This window comes from Streptomyces niveus (genome assembly GCF_001723055.1).
GTDB classification, from domain to species: Bacteria; Actinomycetota; Actinomycetes; order Streptomycetales; family Streptomycetaceae; genus Streptomyces; species Streptomyces niveus.
On record NZ_MDCR01000321.1, the window covers coordinates 1 to 18,073 of the forward strand.

Consider the following 18,073-nt stretch of genomic DNA (forward strand, 5'->3'; position numbering starts at 1 on the left):
GAGGAGTGAGGCGACGCGCCCGCAACTGCGGACGCGTCGCCTCACTCCTCGGACCCGTCTCGGGTCCGGCGATGGGCGACTCGCTCGCCACGCTCCGCGCGTTCCACTTCCTCGGTGTGCGCGCACTCGCGCTCGCGGGCGCGCGCTGGGCCGACGACGGACTGACCCGCTTCGGTCAGGAGGTCGTACGCGAGATGAACCGCCTCGGTGTCGTCATCGACCTGTCCGGCGCGTCCGACGAGACGACGCGCGCCACCTTCGCCGTCACCAAGGCACCGGCGATGTTCTCCCATTCCGCCGCCCGCGCCGTCACCGGCGGCCCCGCCGACAGCAACGTCCCCGACGAGATCCTGAGCCTGCTCGGCGCCAACAGTGGTATCTGCATGGTGAGTTTCGCCCCCGAGCAGACCACCCGCGACGGCGGCGCCCCGTCCGTCACCGCGGTCGCCGACCATGTCGAGCGTGTACGTGACGTGGCGGGCGCGGAGTGCGTCGGTCTCTCGGGGGCGTACGGCCACGAGGCGGACACGCCCCACACGGCCGGCCTCGAAGACACCTCGTGCTACCCGCGGTTGATCACCGAACTGCTCGACCGGGGCTGGGACGACGCCGCCATCGCCGACCTCACCTGGGGCAACGCCGCCCGCGTGCTGCGCGACACCGAGTTCATCGCACGCGCCGCCCAGCAGCGCCGCTCCCCGTCGACGGTGACGATCGAGGAACTGGACGGCGCCCGCCGGTAGTCGGGGGAGGGGGCCGGTCAGGCCCTCGGCCGCCCCATCGCCCGGTACGTCCAGCCGGCCCCGCGCCACACCGCCGGGTCCAGCGCGTTGCGCCCGTCCAGGATCAGCCGACGCGTCACGGCCTCGCCCAGCTCCGCCGGGTCCAGCTCGCGGAACTCGCGCCACTCGGTGAGGTGCAGGACGACATCTGCGCCGCGCACCGCCTCCAGCGCCGACTCCGCGTAGCCGAGCGTCGGGAAGAGCCCGCGGGCGTTGTCCATGCCCTTCGGGTCGTACACGGTCACCTGACCGCCCTGGAGATGGATCTGGCCCGCGACGTTGAGCGCGGGGGAGTCCCGTACGTCGTCCGAGTCCGGCTTGAACGTCGCGCCCAGCACCGCGACCCGCTTGCCGAGGAACGAGGAGTCGCCGCCGACGGCCTCACGCGCCAGCTCCACCATGTGTCCGCGCCGCCGCATGTTGATCGAGTCGACCTCGCGCAGGAACGTCAGCGCCTGGTCCGCGCCCAGCTCGCCCGCCCGCGCCATGAACGCCCGGATGTCCTTGGGCAGACAGCCGCCGCCGAAGCCGATCCCGGCGCGCAGGAACTTCTTGCCGATGCGCTCGTCGTAGCCGATGGCCTCCGCCAGTTTCACCACGTCACCGCCGGCCGCCTCGCAGACCTCGGCCATCGCGTTGATGAAGGAGATCTTGGTGGCGAGGAACGAGTTCGCGGCCGTCTTCACCAGCTCGGCGGTCGGGAAGTCCGTCACGACGAACGGCGCCCCCTCCCCGATGGGAGTCGCGTACACCTCGCGCAGCAGCTTCTCGGAGCGCTCGCTGTGCGTACCGACGACGATCCGGTCCGGGTGGAGCGTGTCCTGCACGGCGAAGCCCTCCCGCAGGAACTCCGGGTTCCAGGCCAGCTCGACCTCCTCGCCCGCCGGCGCCAGCTCGGTCAGCCGCCGCGCGAGGCGCTCCGCGCTGCCGACGGGCACGGTCGACTTGCCGACCACCAGCGCCGCGCGGCCCAGTTGCGGGGCCAGCGAGTCGAAGGCGCTCTCCACGTAGCTCATGTCGCACGCGTACTCGCCGTGCTTCTGCGGGGTGTTCACACAGACGAAGTGGACGTCGCCGAAGGCGCCGATCTCCTCCCAGGAGGAGGTGAAGCGCAGCCGGCCGGTCGATCCCTCGAAGCCGGCGACGTGCTTGCGCAGCAGGTCTTCGAGGCCGGGCTCGTACATCGGCGCCCGGCCCGCCGTCAGCATCTCGATCTTCTCGGGGACGACGTCGAGCCCCAGCACCTCGAAGCCCAGTTCAGCCATGGCCGCGGCGTGGGTGGCGCCGAGGTAGCCGGTGCCGATCACGGTGATCTTGAGGGCCATGGGTGCTCCTGGGGGACGCGTTCGGGATGCGGTGCCCGAGCATAGCCGCGCGCCCCGGACGCCCTTTCGGGCGCCTGCGCCGCAAGACACCCCCTAGGGCGGGGAGCTGTCGGCAAACTCACGTAGGCCGTCGGTGCCCCGGCCCTCTAAAATTAGGGTTACTTAACGGTAGTTAGCATCCAGGGGAGTGAAAGACCGTGGCCGGATCGGCTGATTTCGACCTGTACCGCCCGTCTGAGGAGCACGACATGCTCCGCGACGCCGTACGCGCTCTCTCCGAGGCGAAGATCGCCCCGTTCGCCGCCGAGGTGGACGAGGAGGCCCGCTTCCCGCAGGAGGCGCTCGACGCGCTGGTCGCCGCCGATCTGCACGCGGTCCACGTCCCCGAGGAGTACGGCGGCGCCGGGGCCGACGCCCTCGCCACCGTGATCGTCATCGAGGAGGTCGCCCGCGTCTGCGCCTCGTCCTCCCTGATCCCGGCCGTGAACAAGCTCGGCTCGCTGCCCGTCGTCCTCTCCGGCGGCGAGGACCTGAAGAAGAAGTACCTGGGCCCGCTGGCCAAGGGCGACGGGATGTTCTCGTACTGCCTCTCCGAGCCGGACGCGGGCTCCGACGCCGGCGGCATGAAGACCAAGGCCGTACGGGACGGCGACAGCTACGTGCTCAACGGCGTGAAGCGCTGGATCACCAACGCGGGCGTCTCCGAGTACTACACGGTCATGGCCGTCACCGACCCCGACCTCCGTACGAAGGGCATCTCGGCGTTCGTCGTGGAGAAGGGCGACGAGGGCGTCTCCTTCGGCGCCCCGGAGAAGAAGCTCGGCATCAAGGGCTCCCCGACCCGCGAGGTCTACCTCGACAACGTCCGTATCCCCGCCGACCGCCTCATCGGCGCCGAGGGCACCGGCTTCGCGACGGCGATGAAGACCCTGGACCACACCCGCATCACGATCGCGGCCCAGGCCCTCGGCATCGCCCAGGGCGCGCTCGACTACGCGTCGGGCTACGTCAAGGAGCGCAAGCAGTTCGGCAAGCCGGTCGCCGACTTCCAGGGCGTGCAGTTCATGCTCGCGGACATGGCGATGAAGCTGGAGGCGGCCCGCCAGCTCACCTACTCCGCGGCGGCCCGCTCCCAGCGCGTCAGCGACGGCGGCGACAAGGAGCACCTGACCTTCTTCGGCGCGGCGGCCAAGTGCTTCGCGTCGGACGTGGCGATGGAGATCACCACGGACGCGGTCCAACTCCTCGGCGGCTACGGCTACACGCGCGACTACCCGGTGGAACGGATGATGCGCGACGCCAAGATCACCCAGATCTACGAGGGCACCAACCAGATCCAGCGCATCGTGATGGCCCGCAACCTCCCGTAGCCCGCTCCCGGCCGGCCGCCCCCGCCCACGAGTCGGGCGGGGGCGGCCGGTGGGCGACGAGGGGGCGTTGTCAGTGGGCGCTGCTAGCTTTCCCGGCATGATCAGATCCGTGCCGTACACCGGCAGCGAGAAGGACAGCCTGTACGTCGCCCTCGACCGGCACCGGGACGTCGTCCTGTGGAAGCTCGACGGGCTCGGTGACGAGGCGCTGCGACGGCCCGCGACGCCCTCCGGGACCAATCTGCTGGGTCTCGTGAAGCATCTCGCGACCGCCGAGTACGAGTGGTTCTGCACGCCGTTCGGGCGGAAGAGCGAGCCGTACTGGTTCGACACCGAGACCGAGGACATGACCGTCGGGCCCGACGAGTCCACCGCCGACATCCTGGCGTTCTACGCCCGCGCCCGCGTCACCGCCGACCGGGCCATCCACGAGACCGGCCTGGACGAGACGGGCACGGCGTGGGACGGCAGGGTCGTCAGCATGCGCTGGGTCCTGATCCACATGATCGAGGAGACGGCACGGCACGCCGGGCACGCGGACATCGTGCGGGAGCTGATCGACGGGACGGCGGGCGATCACCGGGAGATCTCCCAGGAGTGACCGCCCGCCGTCCGAGTCCCCGGCCGTGGCCCGGCACCGGTGTCAGTTCGAGGTGACCGTGACCTTCTCGTCGTTGTTGAGCTGCTCCACCAGCTGCTTGACCTTGGCCTTGTCCCAGACCAGGTTCCCGCCCTTGCTGCCGGAGATCGGGATGTTCATCGACGTGCCGTCGCCGCCCGTGACGCCCTTCATCGCGAAGAACATCTGGCTCAGCGACCAGAGCGACATGTCCTTGTCCACGATCAGCGTGTCCAGGCCCGCGCTCATCGTCGGGTAGAGCTTGAACGGGTTGATGATCGTGCCGGGCGTCGCCGTCTGCGAGGCCAGGGCCGCCAGGAACTTCTGCTGGTTCTTCGTACGGTCCAGGTCGCTGCCCGCGAACGCGTACCGGGTACGGACGTACGCCAGGGACTGCTCACCGTCCAGCGTCTGCTTGCCGGCCTTGAAGTCGGCGCCGGACTTCTTGTCCTTGAACGCCTTCGGGATGTCCAGCTCGACACCGCCGATCGCGTCCACGATGTTGGCGAAGCCCGCGAAGCCGATCTCGACGTAGTGGTCGATGCGCAGACCGGTGTTGAACTCGACGGTACGCACGAGCAGTTCGGGCCCGTCCTCCGCGTACGCCGCGTTCAGCTTCGTCTCGCGGCCCTGGTTGGGGAACATCTTCCCGGACTCCGAGCCGCGGAACGACGGGATCACCACGTTCGAGTCACGCGGCAGCGAGACCAGCGTCGGGCCGTTCGACCCGTCGTGCAGGATCATCATCGAGTCGGTGCGCTTGCCCTCGGCGCTGCCCGTGTGGAGGTTCTTCTTCTCCTCGTCGGACATGCCCTCGCGGCTGTCGGAGCCGACGATCAGATAGTTCGTGCCGTCGCCCGCCTCCGGGCGCTCGATGACCTTCCCGAGGTCGACCTCGCGCTTGAGCTTGGAGTCCGCCCAGAAGTACGTGCCTATGGAGACGGTGAGGAAGACGACGACCAGGGAGAGCGCGGTGATCTTGATACGGCGCCGCCAGTCCGGTGCGTGGGCCGGAGGATATCCCCCGCCGTTGTTGTACGAGCCCTGCGGCGGCACACTCGGCGGCCCGCCCTGGCCCCGGCCGGCCGGGGAACCGTAGACCTGGCCGGTGTTGTAGTCGCTGTTGGGCGGCTGCGGGTCGTACCCCGCGTCGTACCCCTGCGACTGCTGCCGGGGAACGGCACGCCGCTGTACGTGCGGCATCGCTCGCGCACTCTCCGGCTGCGCGCTCCCGCTGCCGCGTCCGTAACGTTCGCCGCCACGGTCAGCGCGGTCGCCGTTCCATCCGTCAGGCCAATCGTTCATGGTGACAGTGTGGCGTCCGGAGATGCCCCGTATACAGGGGTGGAGGAAAATCACTGCAAGCCTGTTGCCAAGCTGATGCAATGCGACCGGCGACGACCCGTGACGGACCCCCGCATAGGGTGGAGGGCATGACAGACCAGGCCGTCCGCCCCGAGACAGATATTCCGGGTAAGCCCACATCGGCGTCCCGCACCACGCTCAGCCACATCATGAGCGGCAGTGACACCAACCTCCTCGGCACGGTGCACGGCGGTGTGATCATGAAGCTCGTCGACGACGCCGCGGGCGCCGTCGCGGGCCGGCACTCGGGCGGGCCCGCCGTCACCGCGTCCATGGACGAGATGGTCTTCCTGGAGCCGGTGAGGGTCGGGGACCTGGTCCATGTGAAGGCCCAGGTCAACTGGACGGGCCGGTCCTCCATGGAGGTCGGCGTACGCGTACTCGCCGAGCGCTGGAACGAGTCGACCCCCGCCCAGCAGGTCGGCAGCGCCTATCTCGTCTTCGCCGCCGTCGACGCGGACGGCAGGCCCCGCCCCGTACCGCCGGTGGTCCCGGAGACCGAGCGCGACAAGCGGCGCTACCAGGAGGCGCAGATCCGGCGTACGCACCGGCTCGCCCGGCGGCGCGCGATCAAGGAGCTGCGCGAGAAGCGCGCCGCGGACGGCATCGACGAATGACCTGATCCGCCTGCGGACGTCCTACGGGCAGACCACCTGGTCGCCGGTCACCGCACCGAACTCGCCCTGGTGCACATCCTCCGCCCGCACCGGCCGCACCGTCTTGTAGTCCGTCCCCGCCATCACCTTCAGCGTCGCGCCCTGCCGGGGCACCGGCCGCAGCTCGCAGCCCGGCAGAGCCGTCGCCAGGGACTTCGCCGAGCGGTCCCAGCGGGGGTCGAACAGCACCTGCGTACGCGACACCTCCGGCCCCGTGTGGTTCAGCGGCGCCCGCGTCGTGTTGAAGCCCGTCCCGCGCAGGGCGCCGTCGACCCGCTGGCCGAGACCGTCCTGCCGCGTCGCGTTGTAGACCTGCACCCGGATCTGCTGCGGCGACACCTCGACCGCCGAGGCCGGAGGCTGCTTCGGCCCCTGCGGCCCGCGCCCACCGCCCGGCGCCGACGGCGTCAGCGGCTTGTCCTCGCGCAGCGCCCGGAAGAGCTTCCGCGACTTCACCGGGTCCCACTTCAGCGTCGAGCCGATGCCCTTGACCGGGAAGCCGCGCTCGGCGACCGGCACCGACGTGAACTCCGACGAGGCCGGGGTGAAGTCGCGCATCGCCTTGCCGAGCGCCAGCATCTCCTCCGTACCGAAGCCCTTGTCCGCCCGGACCGAGTCGAGCATGGTCGAGGTCACACCGCGCAGCTTCACCGGATTGAGCAGCACCCCGCTGCTGGTCGCCTGGTTGATCAGCGCCGCCATGAAGCGCTGCTGGCGCTGCATCCTGCCGAGGTCGGACGACCCGTCGAGATAGCGGGACCGTACGTACTGGAGGGCCTGGCCGCCGTCCAGCTTGTGGGTCCCCGCGTCGAGGTCGAGGCCGGTGTGGGAGTCCTTCAGCGGCTTGGCGGTGCAGATCTCCACCCCGCCGAGCGAGTCGACCGTCTTCATGAAGCTGGTGAAGTCGACCTCCAGATAGTGGTTGATCTTCACGCCCGTCATGCTCTCCACGGTCCTGACCGTCAGATGCGGGCCGCCCTCCGAGTACGCCGCGTTGAGCTTCACCGGGTGCGGCCCGTGCTTGTCGCCGCTGGTCGCGTCGGTGTGCGCGGGCAGTTCCGCGTAACTGTCGCGCGGCAGGCTCACGACGCTCGCGCGCTCCCGGTCCTCCGAGACATGCACGAGCATGATCGTGTCGGTGCAGCGGCAGGGGGCGCCGCCGAGGCGGTACTTCTGCCGCTCCTCCTTGGTGATCTTGTCGCGGCCGTCGGTGCCGACGAGGAGGATGTTCATGCCGTGGCCCCCGTCGGGGCGGTTCTTCATGTCCTTGAACGGGTCGACCCGGCCGATCCCGGTGTCGAGACTCGTCACGATCGCGTGACCGATGCCGCCGGCGCCGAGCACCAGTACGGACAGGGTCGTGGCCACCCGCATTCCCCAGCGGGGCCGCCCGTTCCGCCGCCGGGCGCGGGCCGTCCCGGCTGCCCGTGCCGCCGGGGCCTTCCGCGCCTTCCGGGCCGGCTGGGCACTCCGCTCGTTCCCGGCGGCGCGGACGCCGGGCTGCGCAGGTCTCGGCCGGCCGGCGGGCCGGGGCCGGGGCCGCGGGGAGCGGGGTGGTGTGGGCACGGGGGACACCTCCGCGGGTGACGGAAAACGACTGGACCACCGGGAGACGGGGCGAAGGATGGGCCAGGGGACGCAACGTAGGCCCATACGATCAGCAGCCTTGCGCTGAGCCCGCCCGACGCGCGTCGCAGTCCCCCATTCGCGGTAACGTGGCGTTCGGTGCACACCTCTCCCTGACGCCCGAAGGACCACATGCCTGCCCAGCCCCCCGCCGTCTCCGTGATCATGCCGGTGCTCAACGAGGAACGGCATCTGAGGAACTCCGTCCGGCACATCCTGGAGCAGGAGTACGACGGCGAGATGGAAGTGGTCATCGCGCTCGGCCCGTCCACGGACCGTACCGACGAGATCGCGGCCGAACTCGTACGCGAGACGGCGGACAGCGCCCGCGCCCGCGTGCAGACCGTGCCCAACCCCACGGGTCGCACGCCGGCGGCGCTCAACGCGGCCATCAAGGCGTCCAAGCACCCCGTCGTCGTACGCGTCGACGGCCACGGCATGCTCTCGCCGAACTACATCTCCACCGCCGTACGGCTCCTGGAGGAGACGGGCGCGCAGAACGTCGGCGGCATCATGAACGCCGAGGGCGAGAACGACTGGGAGCACGCCGTCGCGGCGGCGATGACCTCCAAGATCGGCGTGGGCAACGCGGCCTTCCACACGGGCGGCGAGGCGGGCCCCGCCGAGACCGTGTACCTCGGCGTCTTCCGGCGGGCCGCGCTGGAGCAACAGGGCGGCTACAACGAGGAGTTCATCCGCGCCCAGGACTGGGAGCTGAACTTCCGGATCCGCGAGGCCGGCGGCCAGATCTGGTTCTCGCCCGAGCTGCGCGTCCAGTACCGGCCGCGGCCGTCCGTCCGGGAGCTCGCCAAGCAGTACCGGAACTACGGCCGTTGGCGCCATGTCGTCGCCCGTTTCCACTCCGGCTCGATCAATCTGCGCTACCTCGCCCCGCCGGTCGCCGTCTGCGCCAACGTCCTCGGCCTCGTCGTCGGCCTGGCCGTCACACCCTGGGCGCTCATCGTCCCCGCCGGCTATCTCGCGGCGATCGTCGCGGGCTCGATACCCGCGGGCAAGGGCCTGCCCCTCAAGGCGCGGCTCCAGATCCCCCTCGCGCTCGCCACGATGCACATGTCGTGGGGGGTCGGCTTCCTGACCAGCCCGCGCTCGCTCGCCAAGAAGGTCATCGCGAGCCGCCGCCCGGCGGTCCAGCAACAGGCCGCCTGAGCAAGGCCGTCACGTACGAGAAGGAGCCCCGGGCGCGTCGCCCGGGGCTCCTTCTCGTACGGTCGCGAGGCAGCCCGGCTACCAGGTGAAGCCGGGCTGGACCTCCATGCACTGGCCCTCGTCGGCCCCGTTCAGCGCCCGCGCCGTGTCCGGCGTCTTGTCCTCGTCCTTCGCCGCCGACTTCGGGTACGTGTCACCCGTACGCCAGTCGGCGCCCACGACCAGCGTCACACCCGACACGTCCGTCGACTTCTTCACCGAACTCACGGGAATACCGAGGGACTTGGCGACCGCCTGCGCGTCGCCCTCCAACTCGGCGTTGGGGAACAGGACTTCGGTGCGCTCGTGCGGATCGAGCGTCGCGTCCGACACGGCCTTCGTGTAGCCCTCGCCGGCCAGCAGCCCCGCCACCGCGGTGGCCCGCTGCGGCGTCGGCGCCTGGGTGTCGCTGCCCGTGCCGTTGCGTACGAGCACCCCGGTGTCGGCCGGAGCCGCCGCCGGGTCCTTGGACTCGGCCGGGGGCTTGCGCTTGGACGCCTTGCCGTCGAGCGGCACGTCGTCGCGGACCATGGTGAAGAGCTGCTCGGCGTCGCCCGGCTTCGGGAACACCCGCCCGGACTGGGCGCCCGTGCCGTACACGTTCGGCATCGTCGCCATCGTGATCCGGTTCGTGGGGACCTTCTTGAGCTCTTCCGCCAGGCCGTAGAGCTTGTTGACTCCGTCGATGCCCTTGTCGACGGTCAGCGCGTCGGTGGCCGCCTCGGCGAGACTCATCAGCTTTCCGGGGTCGGTCAGCTTGGCGCCCTTGCGCAGCTCCCGGACCATGGAGTTCATGTACATGTGCTGGGCGTGGGTACGGGCGAGGTCGCTGCCGTCCTCGAAGCCGTAGCGTGTACGGAGCCACTGGAGGGCCTGCTCGCCCTGGATGACGCTCTCGCCCTTCTTCAGCTTCAGCCCGGAGCCCTTGCCCTCGGCGTTGCGCGAGTGGATGTTCTCCGTGACGCAGACCGGGACGCCGCCGATGGCGTCGGCCATCGACACCACACCCGCGAAGTCGATCATCATGAAGTGGTCGATGGGTATGCCGGTCAGCTCGTACCAGGTGGCCACCGTGCAGCCCGGACCCCCGCGGCCCAGGCTCTCGTTGGTCTGTACGTCGCCCGTGCTCGCCGGGTAGACCTTCCCGGTTTCCGCGTTCGTGCACTTGGGCATCTTCAGCATCGTGTCGCGCGGCATGCTGACGACCGACATGTTGCTGCGGTCGGCGGAGACATGGAGCAGCATCTGTACGTCGGCGAGAGGCAGGCCGCCGAAGGTCTCCTTCGCGCCGCCGAGTTCCTGGTTCGCCTTGGAGTCGCGGGCGTCGGAGCCGATGAGCAGGATGTTGAGCGGGGTCTGGCCCGCGGAGTTGACCTTGTGGTCGGCCATCGGCTTGTCGCCGAGTGTCAGGTCTTCCTTTTTCAGATTGCTGTCGAGATGACGGAAGTAGAGGTATCCGGCGCCGGCCGTGCCGAGGAGCAGCAGGGCGAGGGCGGAGGAGACCCAGAGAAGTATTCGGCGCTTGCCGCGGCGGCTGCGCGGGCGCGTGCCGTTACGGCGGGGACGGCCCTTTCGGGCTCTGCCGGAGCCGTTGCCCGAGCCGCTGCCCTCGTCACCGCCGGAACCGTTGCCGGAACCACGACTTGACGCACCGTCAGAACCGTGAGCGGGGTCCGGGCCGCTTCCGCCGCCCGCGCCGTCACCCTCGTAGAGACTGTCGTCCCAGCCCAACTCACCGGCGTGCGGGACACGTTGTCGCTCCCACTGCCTGTCCGTGCTCTGCCCCACCCCAGTGCCCCCTACCCCTGTCGTTCGAGCGCTGCGCACGACCGGCGCTCCGGGAACACCGGAGCCGGTCTCACTTGGCGCACACTTGCTTGTCCGCTTCGACCTTCTGTACGCCCTCCGGCGCCTTCGCCGGACCGGTGATGGGCACCCCCGCGCCCTTGAAGTCCGCCCCGAGGGTCAGCGTCATCGCTTCCAGCCCCTCGGCGTCTTCCTTGCCCGGCTTCATCGCCGCGGCGGGCAGGCCCATCATGTCCGCGAGACGGCGGGCCTGGTCGGCCTGGTTCGGTGCGTACTCCAGCGACGTCTTGTCCAACTCGGCGGGCGCGTTGCCCTTGTTGGTGGACTTCGGCACGCCTTCCTCGTTCTGCAACCAGGACAGCGTCTCCTGGGCGGAACCCTGCGGCCCGCCGCCGTTGAACACATCCACCCTGACATCGGCCGGGTCGGCCTTGGTTCCCTTGAGAAGGGCCGCCTGCTTGCTCTTGGCGTCCTTCTCCTTCTGCTTCACCTCGGTGAGGGAGACGTCGTTCTGCATCATCGAGAACAGCGGCTCGGCCTGCGCCTCGTTCACCACGACCGTCGCCTTCACGACCTCGGCCGGGTTGTCCAGCACCGGCAACGTGGTGAAACTGATGTTCTTGGGGTTGACCTTGGACAGCTCCATCCCGAGGTCACGCAGCTTCTCGATGCTGCCGATGCCCGTGTCGACGGTGAGCGCGTCGGTCGCCGCCGACGCCAGGTCCCACAGCTTCGAGGGATTGGTCAGCGTCTCGCTGGACTTCATCTTCCGGATCAGCGAGCCCAGGAACTGCTGCTGGGTCTGGATCCGGTCCAGGTCGCTCTCGTTGCCGAAGCTGTGCCGCGTACGGACGAAGGCGAGCGCCTGCTCGCCCTTGATCACGTGCTTGCCCTTGGTCAGCTTCAGATGTGAGTCGGGGTCGTCGACGTCCTTGTCGACGCACACCTCCACACCGCCGACCGCGGTCGTCAGCGTCTTCACCGCGTTGAAGTCGGCCATCATGAAGTGATCGACCGTCAGACCGGTCAGCTCCTTGACCGTACGCATCGTGCAGCCCGGGTCGCGCTCGGACTGACCGAGGCTGGTGTTGAACCGGACGCCCTGCTCGCCGGGGACGACCTTCTTGCCGTCCTCGGTGTTCGTCTCGCAGTCCGGGATGTCGGTGATCAGGTCGCGGGGGATGGACATCGCGGTGGCGTTCGTCCGGTCCTTGGAGACATGGAAGAGGATCGTGGTGTCGGCGTGACCGACGCTGTCCTTGTCCCCGTAGTTCTCGTTGCCGGCGCCGGTGCGCTTGTCCGTGCCGATCACCAGGATGTTGACGGCCTGGTCCTTCTTGAAGCCGCCGCTGCCCGCGCCCTCGACATCGATCGTCTTGATGTTGCCGTTGAGCTCCTGGTACGCGTAATAGGCCGCGCCCGCACCGCCGATGAGGACGAACGCCGTGATGCCGCCCGTCCAGCCGAGGATCTTCTTCTTACGGTTCTTCGGCGGAGCCTTGCGCTTGCGGCGGCCCGCGGCGGGCGCGTCGGCGTTGTTCGCGGCGCGGCGGCCCCGCTGGCCGGGTACGTCCCGCCGGGACGTACCCGAAGTGGAGCCGGAAGCAGCGGAGTTGCGGGCGCGGGGGACGCGCGTCCCGCCGTCGTCATCCGCGCCGTCGGCACCCGGTCCGGCCGCCGCGCCGGCGCCGGCCGCCGCCCCCGCGGCGCCCGGTGCTCTGCGGTCTCTGCCGGAGCCGGAACGTCCCTGCGGCACCCCGTCCGTGGGCGGTGCGTTTCTCGACCGGCGAGGGGCGCTCTGCCCGTTTCCCGCATCACGGGAAGGGGCGGACGACTGCCCTTCGGAGTGGTTCAGTCGCAATTCGTAATTGCCGGTCTGCGGGTTGAGTACCCACTGGTCGGCGGGGTCGATCCCGTCCGACTGTCCACGGCTATGCGCATCCACGGTTGCTTGAGTCCTCCGTCGGTGCCACGCGAAGCGCCTCTTCCCCCAAAGGCGCTCGGTCTTTCGATCCGGCAGTGCGCGACCTCACGGTCCGATGAAGCCGGATTGCGTCACACTATCCGCCCAGTTCAGCGTCGAGCGACGCCAGTGACAAATTCGACTCCTCTTACAAGGGGGCAATCTGCCCAATCGTCATAGACTGCCGACCGGTCCTTGGTATTGCTTTTACTCGCAGAGCCCCGCGGCGGCATTTGTGCCCGGGAAAGTCGGAGTCGCGGAGGCTTCCGACGGTCCCATGTCGTCCGGCTTTCCATCCGTTTTCGAACTTCCGCCGTCACGCTGTGTGTTCTCGGCCTGCTTCTCCTCGGCCGACACGATCGAGACGGGCTCGTCCTTGCGCAATTTCGCGAACAGCCGGTCGGCGTCCGGCTGTACGAGCTCGTCACGGTTCGGGTCATTGACATAGGGCTGTCTTGGTACGGTCAGGAACTGCACCTTTTCGGTCGGTACGTTCCGCAGGCCGCGCGCCAGGTCGTACAGGTCCCTGAGGGTGTTCAGACCGGGGTCGGTCGTCAGGGACTTGGTCGCCGCGTCCAGCACCGGATACAGCCGCGTGGGATTGAGCAGAACACCGTTGCTCTGCACCTTCCTGACGAGCGAGCCGAGGAATTGCTGCTGGCGCTCCATGCGTTCGGTGTCGCTGCCGTCGCCGATCGTCTTGCGGGCCCGTACGAAACCGAGGGCCTCCTCGCCGGTGAGGGTCTGCTTGCCCGCCGGCAGCTTCAGATGCGCGTCGACGTCGTTCACCGGCTTCTTGAGGCAGACCTCGACCCCGTCGACGGCGTCCACCATGTCCTTGAAGCCGCTGAAGTCGATCACCATGTGATGGTCGACGCGGATGCCGGTGAGCGTTTCGACCGTACGGATCGAGCACGCCGCACCGCCGAACTGGAACGCCCAGTTGAACTGCGCGGACTGCTTGTTGGAGCGCTTGCCGTCCTCGGTGAGGCAGCTCGGGATCTCGACCATCAGATCGCGCGGGATGGACATGGCGGTCGCGCTCCGCCGGTCGGCGGCCAGATGCAGCAGGATCGTGGTGTCGGAGCGCTGCGAACCGCCGTCGTCGCGGCCGTACTTGCCGTTGCCCGCGCCCGAACGGGTGTCGGAGCCGATGAGCAGGATGTTCTTCGCGTCGACGGCGATGGGCTTGGGGCGTTCCTTCTCGTACGTCCGCAGCTCGGCGGCGGCGGTCGTGTCCGTCGTGATGTTGCTGTCGAGCTTCTGGTAGAACCACCAGCCGGCACCGGCGGCGGCGAGGACGACGACGGAGGTGCCGAGGGCGGTCCAGCGCAGCCAGTGCCGTTTGCGCGGGGTGCCGGGGTCGGGGCCGTCGGCGACCGCGACGGCCCCGGCCTTGGGAACGTCGTCGGCCCCGTCCCCGGAGGACTGCCCGTCCTCTTGTCTCTTCTCGCTCCCGTTGTCGCCGTCGGACGCGGGCGACGCGGTCGGCGGCTCGTCCTCTGCCCGGGGGTCCGGTTCGGGCGGCGTGCCAGCACTGTCGGTCACGGCGGAGTCCATCCTTCACGGCGTCGGCGGCGCACGGCTCCGCCGGTTTCAGGGGTAGACGGCTGAACCGCGCGCTTGGTTGTGCACTGAACAAGAACTACCGACGATCATCTACCGGAGGCGGCGTTCCACGCCGGAACCCGTCGGACGATCAGTTCACCGTGTCGCAGCCCCGAGGCAGCCCCGACGCCGTCGCGGACCCCTTACGCCGTGGCGGTGACCCGCTCGCTCTCGATCCGCTTGGCCAGCCCCTCGGCCGACAGCTGGTCCAGATTGCGGCACAGCACCACCGACGAGCCCGCCGCGAGCGGCGCGTACAGCCCGGCCGAGAGCCCGTCCCAGGAGTCGTACGCCTTGCCGGACAGCAACCGCGCGCCGGGCGCCGTCAGACCGAGCGCCGTGGCGTCGGCGCGGGCCCGCTCGACGACCTGGGCCGCCGTCAGTTCCGTACCGCCGACGGCGAGCGCGGGCCCGTTCGGGTCCACCGGCGCGAACGGGGCGAACCGGTCGCCCTGTCCGGGCACCTCCACCGCGTAGTCCGAGAACCCGTCGGGCGTCTGGGGGAAACGGCCGCCGAGCGGACGCAGCGCGAGCGCGAGGCGCTCCCCGCGGCAGGCGCGGGCGGCGTCCAGGGTGTCGGGACCGGTGACGACGAGGTCCGCGCGGGCCGGGTCGCCGCCGATGTCGACACTCACCCCGACCGAGGAACAGGCCAGCAGCCAGACCGCCGACTGCCAGTGCGCCGGCAGCAGCAGCGCGAGCCGGTCGCCCGGCTCGGCGGCGAGGTCGCCCTGGAGGAGATTGGCGGTCTTGGACACCCAATTGGCGAAGGTGGCCACGGACAATTCCACGCGTTCACCGGTGGCATCGTCGTAGAAGGTGACCAAGGGGCGGGCCGGATCCGTGGCGAGGGCGGATCGCAGCAGGTCGGCGGGGGTGCGGTCGCTGGCGTTCACGCGGGCAAGGGTACGCGGGGCGGCCGGGCGCGCACCGCCGTACCGGTGACACCGTCCACCGGTTGGTCCGATGGCCCGTCAGTTTCCGCGGGTGCTCCCGGAAGGCGGGCACCGCCGGCCGGGCGCACGATCGGGACATGCGTGCATTCCTGTCTTCCTCGATCGGCGTCGCCTGTGCCGCGGCACTCGTCCTCCCGCTCTCCGTGTCCTCCGCGGCGGCGGCTCCCCGGGACGCCCGGGCGGGTTCCCCCGTTCCCGGCTCCACCGAGTCGCTGCCCCTGGTCCCGCTCGGGTCCGAACGCTCCTCCGGTGTCGCCACCGAGCAGGGGCTGGCCCAGCGGGACGTCCAACCCTTCTCGCTCGTCGGTGTCGTCTGGGACGACGCCGACGCCGAACTCAACGGATCGGTCCAGGTCAGGAACCGCTCCGCCGCAACGGGTACCTGGTCCGGCTGGCAGGACCTGGAGACGCACAACGCCGAACACGGCGCCGACCTCGGTACGTCGGAACGTGACTCCGGCACCGTGCGGGGCTCGACGGCGCCGCTGTGGGTCGGGGCGTCGGACGGTGTCCAGGTACGCGTCCGGGGTCACGACCACCCGGACACCGAGCCGCAGACCCGCCCCGCCCGTGCGCCGCTGCCGAGTGGGCTGAGCCTGGAACTCATCGACCCGGGAGAGGCGCCGGAACAACTGCCGGTGACGCAGGCGGACGCCTCGCGGGGCCAGACGGCGGGCGCCGAACCCGGCTCCGGTCCGGCGGCCGACGGCGTACCGGTGGCGAAACCGTACAAGGCACCGCGCCCGAAGATCATCTCGCGCAAGGGTTGGGGCGCGAACGAGAAACTGCGCGAGAAGCAGCTCGGCTACACGAAGACAGTGAAGGCCGCCTTCGTCCACCACAGCGCGACGGGCAACAACTACACCTGCAAGCAGGCGCCCTCCGTCATCCGAGGTATCTACCGCTACCACGTGACGAGCAGCGGCTGGCGCGACATCGGCTACAACTTCGCCATCGACAAGTGCGGAAACATCTACGAGGGGCGCGCCGGGGGAGTGACGAAGCCGGTCATGGGCGCGCACACCCTCGGGTTCAACACGAACAGCACGGGCATCGCCGTCCTCGGGTCGTACTCGAAGACCAGTCCGCCCGCGGCCGTGACCACGGCCGTCGCCAAGCTCGCGGCCTGGAAGCTCGGGCTGCACGGGATCAACCCGAAGGGCAAGGTGACGCTCACGTCGGGCGGCGGCAACAAGTACCCGAAGGGCAGGAAGGTCAGCATGAACGCGATCTCGGGCCACCGGGACGGGTTCGTGACCGACTGCCCGGGCAACAAGCTGTACAGCAAGCTCGGCTCGGTGCGTGTATCCGCCGCGAAGTACCAGGGACGCTCCTAGACTGACGGGCCATCCCCCGCACGGGGGACCGCCGGCCCCAGCAGGAAGCAGAGACGAACAAGGTGACTGAAGCGATCCTCCTGGTCGGTGGCAAGGGCACCCGGCTCCGGCCGCTCACGGTGCACACGCCGAAGCCCATGATCCCGGCGGCCGGCGTCCCGTTCCTCGCCCATCAGCTGGGACGGGCACGGGCCGCCGGGGTCGAGCACATCGTCCTCGCGACGTCGTATCTGGCGGAGGTGTTCGAGCCGTACTTCGGGGACGGCTCGTCGCTCGGTCTGCGGCTGGAGTACGTCACCGAACACGAACCGCTCGGCACCGGCGGCGCGATCCGCAACGTCGCCTCCCGGCTGGACTCCGGCCCGGACGACCCGGTGCTCATCTTCAACGGCGACATCCTGACGGGCCTGGACATCGGCGCGCTGGTCGCCACCCACGCGTCGTCCGGGGCGGACGTCTCGCTGCACCTGACCCGGGTCGACGACCCGAGGGCGTTCGGTCTGGTGCCGACGGACGACGACGGCCGGGTCACGGCGTTCCTGGAGAAGCCGCAGACACCGGAAGAGATCGTCACCGACCAGATCAACGCGGGCGCGTACGTCTTCCGCCGCTCGGTCATCGACGCCATCCCGACGGGCCGCCCGGTGTCGGTGGAACGTGAGACCTTCCCGGGCCTGCTGGAGTCCGGGGCGCATCTCCAGGGCATGGTCGACTCCACGTACTGGCTGGACCTCGGCACCCCCCAGGCCTTCGTCCGGGGCTCGGCGGACCTGGTCCTGGGCGTGGCCCCGTCCCCCGCGATCCCCGGCCGCTGCGGCGACCGCCTCGTCCTCCCGACGGCCACGGTCGCCCCGGACGCGAAACTCACAGCGGGCACGGTGATCGGCGTGGGCGCGGTGATCGCGGAGGGCGCCCACATCTCGGGCAGCGCGATCCTGTCCAACGCGGTGATCGGCCCCGGCGCGATCATCACGGACTCCCTGGTGGGCGCGGGGGCGCGCGTGGGAGCCCGCACGACCCTGACGAACACGGTGATCGGCGACGGCGCGACGGTGGGCCCGGACAACGAACTCCGCGCGGGAGCCCGCGTCTGGTGCGACACGACGCTCCCACCGGCCTCGATCCGCTTCTCGTCGGACGAGTAGGCCGGGGGCCGGCCGGGGGTCCGGCGCAGGTGCGATGGAGCGCACCGGGGCTGGTCGGCAGGCTGACGCGCCCCGGCGCGGCGAAGCCCGTCCCTTCTCCTCCCCGCAGGGGATGGATGACCTGGCGCCCGCCGGCATGAAGCACACTGTTTCGTCTGCCTGGCGGTGCGCCTGAGGTGTCCGCCCTGGGCTGACCCGCCCGGCGCAGCCCGCTGCCCCGCCTCCCCAGCAAGGGGCCCAGGGGCGGCGTACGCCCGGTTTCCATCCGCCGCAGGCGGGTGACCTGGCTCCCGGCGCGGCGAAGCCCGC

14 protein-coding genes are annotated in these 18,073 nt (G+C 70.0%); 7 read left to right on the top strand and 7 right to left on the bottom strand.

Annotated elements, in window-relative coordinates; all coding sequences use genetic code 11:
- Window positions 1-743, top strand: a 743-nt coding sequence (locus BHU15_RS30300; protein WP_171908475.1) for a membrane dipeptidase, incomplete at its 5' end; no start/stop codon positions are given.
- A 17-nt stretch (window positions 744-760) separates the two neighbouring features.
- On the opposite strand, the gene BHU15_RS30305 is transcribed toward BHU15_RS30300, so the two are convergent.
- Entirely contained in the window at window positions 761-2,107 is a 1,347-nt protein-coding gene (locus BHU15_RS30305) for a UDP-glucose dehydrogenase family protein (RefSeq protein ID WP_069630081.1), read from the bottom strand.
- A gap of 197 nt (window positions 2,108-2,304) precedes the next feature.
- Between BHU15_RS30305 and BHU15_RS30310 the strand changes: the two genes are divergently transcribed.
- Together BHU15_RS30310 and BHU15_RS30315 are read left to right on the top strand one after the other, a co-directional pair.
- Complete coding sequence (locus tag BHU15_RS30310; protein WP_069630082.1) at window positions 2,305-3,477, top strand: acyl-CoA dehydrogenase family protein; 1,173 nt, start codon at window positions 2,305-2,307, stop codon at window positions 3,475-3,477.
- A 97-nt stretch (window positions 3,478-3,574) separates the two neighbouring features.
- Window positions 3,575-4,078 carry a DinB family protein gene (locus BHU15_RS30315; protein ID WP_069630083.1) on the top strand — a complete coding sequence of 168 codons (504 nt, stop codon included), beginning with the start codon at window positions 3,575-3,577 and terminating at the stop codon, window positions 4,076-4,078.
- 42 nt (window positions 4,079-4,120) lie between these two features.
- Here the strand turns inward: BHU15_RS30315 and BHU15_RS30320 are convergent, their stop codons facing one another.
- Entirely contained in the window at window positions 4,121-5,401 is a 1,281-nt protein-coding gene (locus tag BHU15_RS30320; protein WP_079128470.1) for an LCP family protein, read from the bottom strand.
- A gap of 128 nt (window positions 5,402-5,529) precedes the next feature.
- Between BHU15_RS30320 and BHU15_RS30325 the strand changes: the two genes are divergently transcribed.
- A complete protein-coding gene (locus BHU15_RS30325; RefSeq protein ID WP_023541307.1) occupies window positions 5,530-6,078 on the top strand; it encodes an acyl-CoA thioesterase in 549 nt (182 codons plus the stop codon).
- Between the two features lie 21 nt (window positions 6,079-6,099).
- Here the strand turns inward: BHU15_RS30325 and BHU15_RS30330 are convergent, their stop codons facing one another.
- Entirely contained in the window at window positions 6,100-7,683 is a 1,584-nt protein-coding gene (locus BHU15_RS30330) for an LCP family protein (protein ID WP_438284993.1), read from the bottom strand.
- 192 nt (window positions 7,684-7,875) lie between these two features.
- Here BHU15_RS30330 and BHU15_RS30335 point away from each other — a divergent pair, with 192 nt between their 5' ends.
- The gene (locus BHU15_RS30335; protein WP_069630086.1) at window positions 7,876-8,910 is read left to right on the top strand and encodes a glycosyltransferase family 2 protein; all 1,035 of its coding nucleotides are present in this window, start codon (window positions 7,876-7,878) and stop codon (window positions 8,908-8,910) included.
- Window positions 8,911-8,988: 78 nt separating this feature from the next.
- Here BHU15_RS30335 and BHU15_RS30340 read toward each other — a convergent pair whose 3' ends face one another.
- From BHU15_RS30340 to BHU15_RS30355, 4 genes are all read right to left on the bottom strand, one after another.
- Window positions 8,989-10,737, bottom strand: coding sequence for an LCP family protein (locus BHU15_RS30340; RefSeq protein ID WP_079128471.1), 1,749 nt, complete (start codon window positions 10,735-10,737; stop codon window positions 8,989-8,991).
- 70 nt (window positions 10,738-10,807) lie between these two features.
- The gene (locus tag BHU15_RS30345; RefSeq protein WP_069630087.1) at window positions 10,808-12,700 is read right to left on the bottom strand and encodes an LCP family protein; all 1,893 of its coding nucleotides are present in this window, start codon (window positions 12,698-12,700) and stop codon (window positions 10,808-10,810) included.
- A 225-nt stretch (window positions 12,701-12,925) separates the two neighbouring features.
- Window positions 12,926-14,278 (bottom strand): LCP family protein, encoded by a 1,353-nt coding sequence (locus BHU15_RS30350; protein WP_069630088.1) that lies wholly within the window; start codon window positions 14,276-14,278, stop codon window positions 12,926-12,928.
- Between the two features lie 191 nt (window positions 14,279-14,469).
- A complete protein-coding gene (locus BHU15_RS30355) occupies window positions 14,470-15,222 on the bottom strand; it encodes a TIGR03089 family protein (protein ID WP_069630089.1) in 753 nt (250 codons plus the stop codon).
- 137 nt (window positions 15,223-15,359) lie between these two features.
- Here BHU15_RS30355 and BHU15_RS30360 point away from each other — a divergent pair, with 137 nt between their 5' ends.
- Complete coding sequence (locus BHU15_RS30360) at window positions 15,360-16,619, top strand: peptidoglycan recognition protein family protein (RefSeq protein WP_069630090.1); 1,260 nt, start codon at window positions 15,360-15,362, stop codon at window positions 16,617-16,619.
- A gap of 62 nt (window positions 16,620-16,681) precedes the next feature.
- Window positions 16,682-17,764, top strand: coding sequence for a mannose-1-phosphate guanylyltransferase (gene manB, locus BHU15_RS30365; RefSeq protein ID WP_069630091.1), 1,083 nt, complete (start codon window positions 16,682-16,684; stop codon window positions 17,762-17,764).
- Window positions 17,765-18,073: the final 309 nt, after the last annotated feature.

What these genes read in the sequence shown, in the direction of transcription:
- BHU15_RS30305 (WP_069630081.1), bottom strand. Translation starts at nt 2,107, where the DNA reads ATGGCCCTCAAGATCACCGTGATCGGCACCGGCTACCTCGGCGCCACC.
- BHU15_RS30315 (WP_069630083.1), top strand. Translation starts at nt 3,575, where the DNA reads ATGATCAGATCCGTGCCGTACACCGGCAGCGAGAAGGACAGCCTGTAC.
- BHU15_RS30320 (WP_079128470.1), bottom strand. Translation starts at nt 5,401, where the DNA reads ATGAACGATTGGCCTGACGGATGGAACGGCGACCGCGCTGACCGTGGC.
- BHU15_RS30325 (WP_023541307.1), top strand. Translation starts at nt 5,530, where the DNA reads ATGACAGACCAGGCCGTCCGCCCCGAGACAGATATTCCGGGTAAGCCC.
- BHU15_RS30335 (WP_069630086.1), top strand. Translation starts at nt 7,876, where the DNA reads ATGCCTGCCCAGCCCCCCGCCGTCTCCGTGATCATGCCGGTGCTCAAC.
- BHU15_RS30350 (WP_069630088.1), bottom strand. Translation starts at nt 14,278, where the DNA reads ATGGACTCCGCCGTGACCGACAGTGCTGGCACGCCGCCCGAACCGGAC.
- BHU15_RS30360 (WP_069630090.1), top strand. Translation starts at nt 15,360, where the DNA reads ATGCGTGCATTCCTGTCTTCCTCGATCGGCGTCGCCTGTGCCGCGGCA.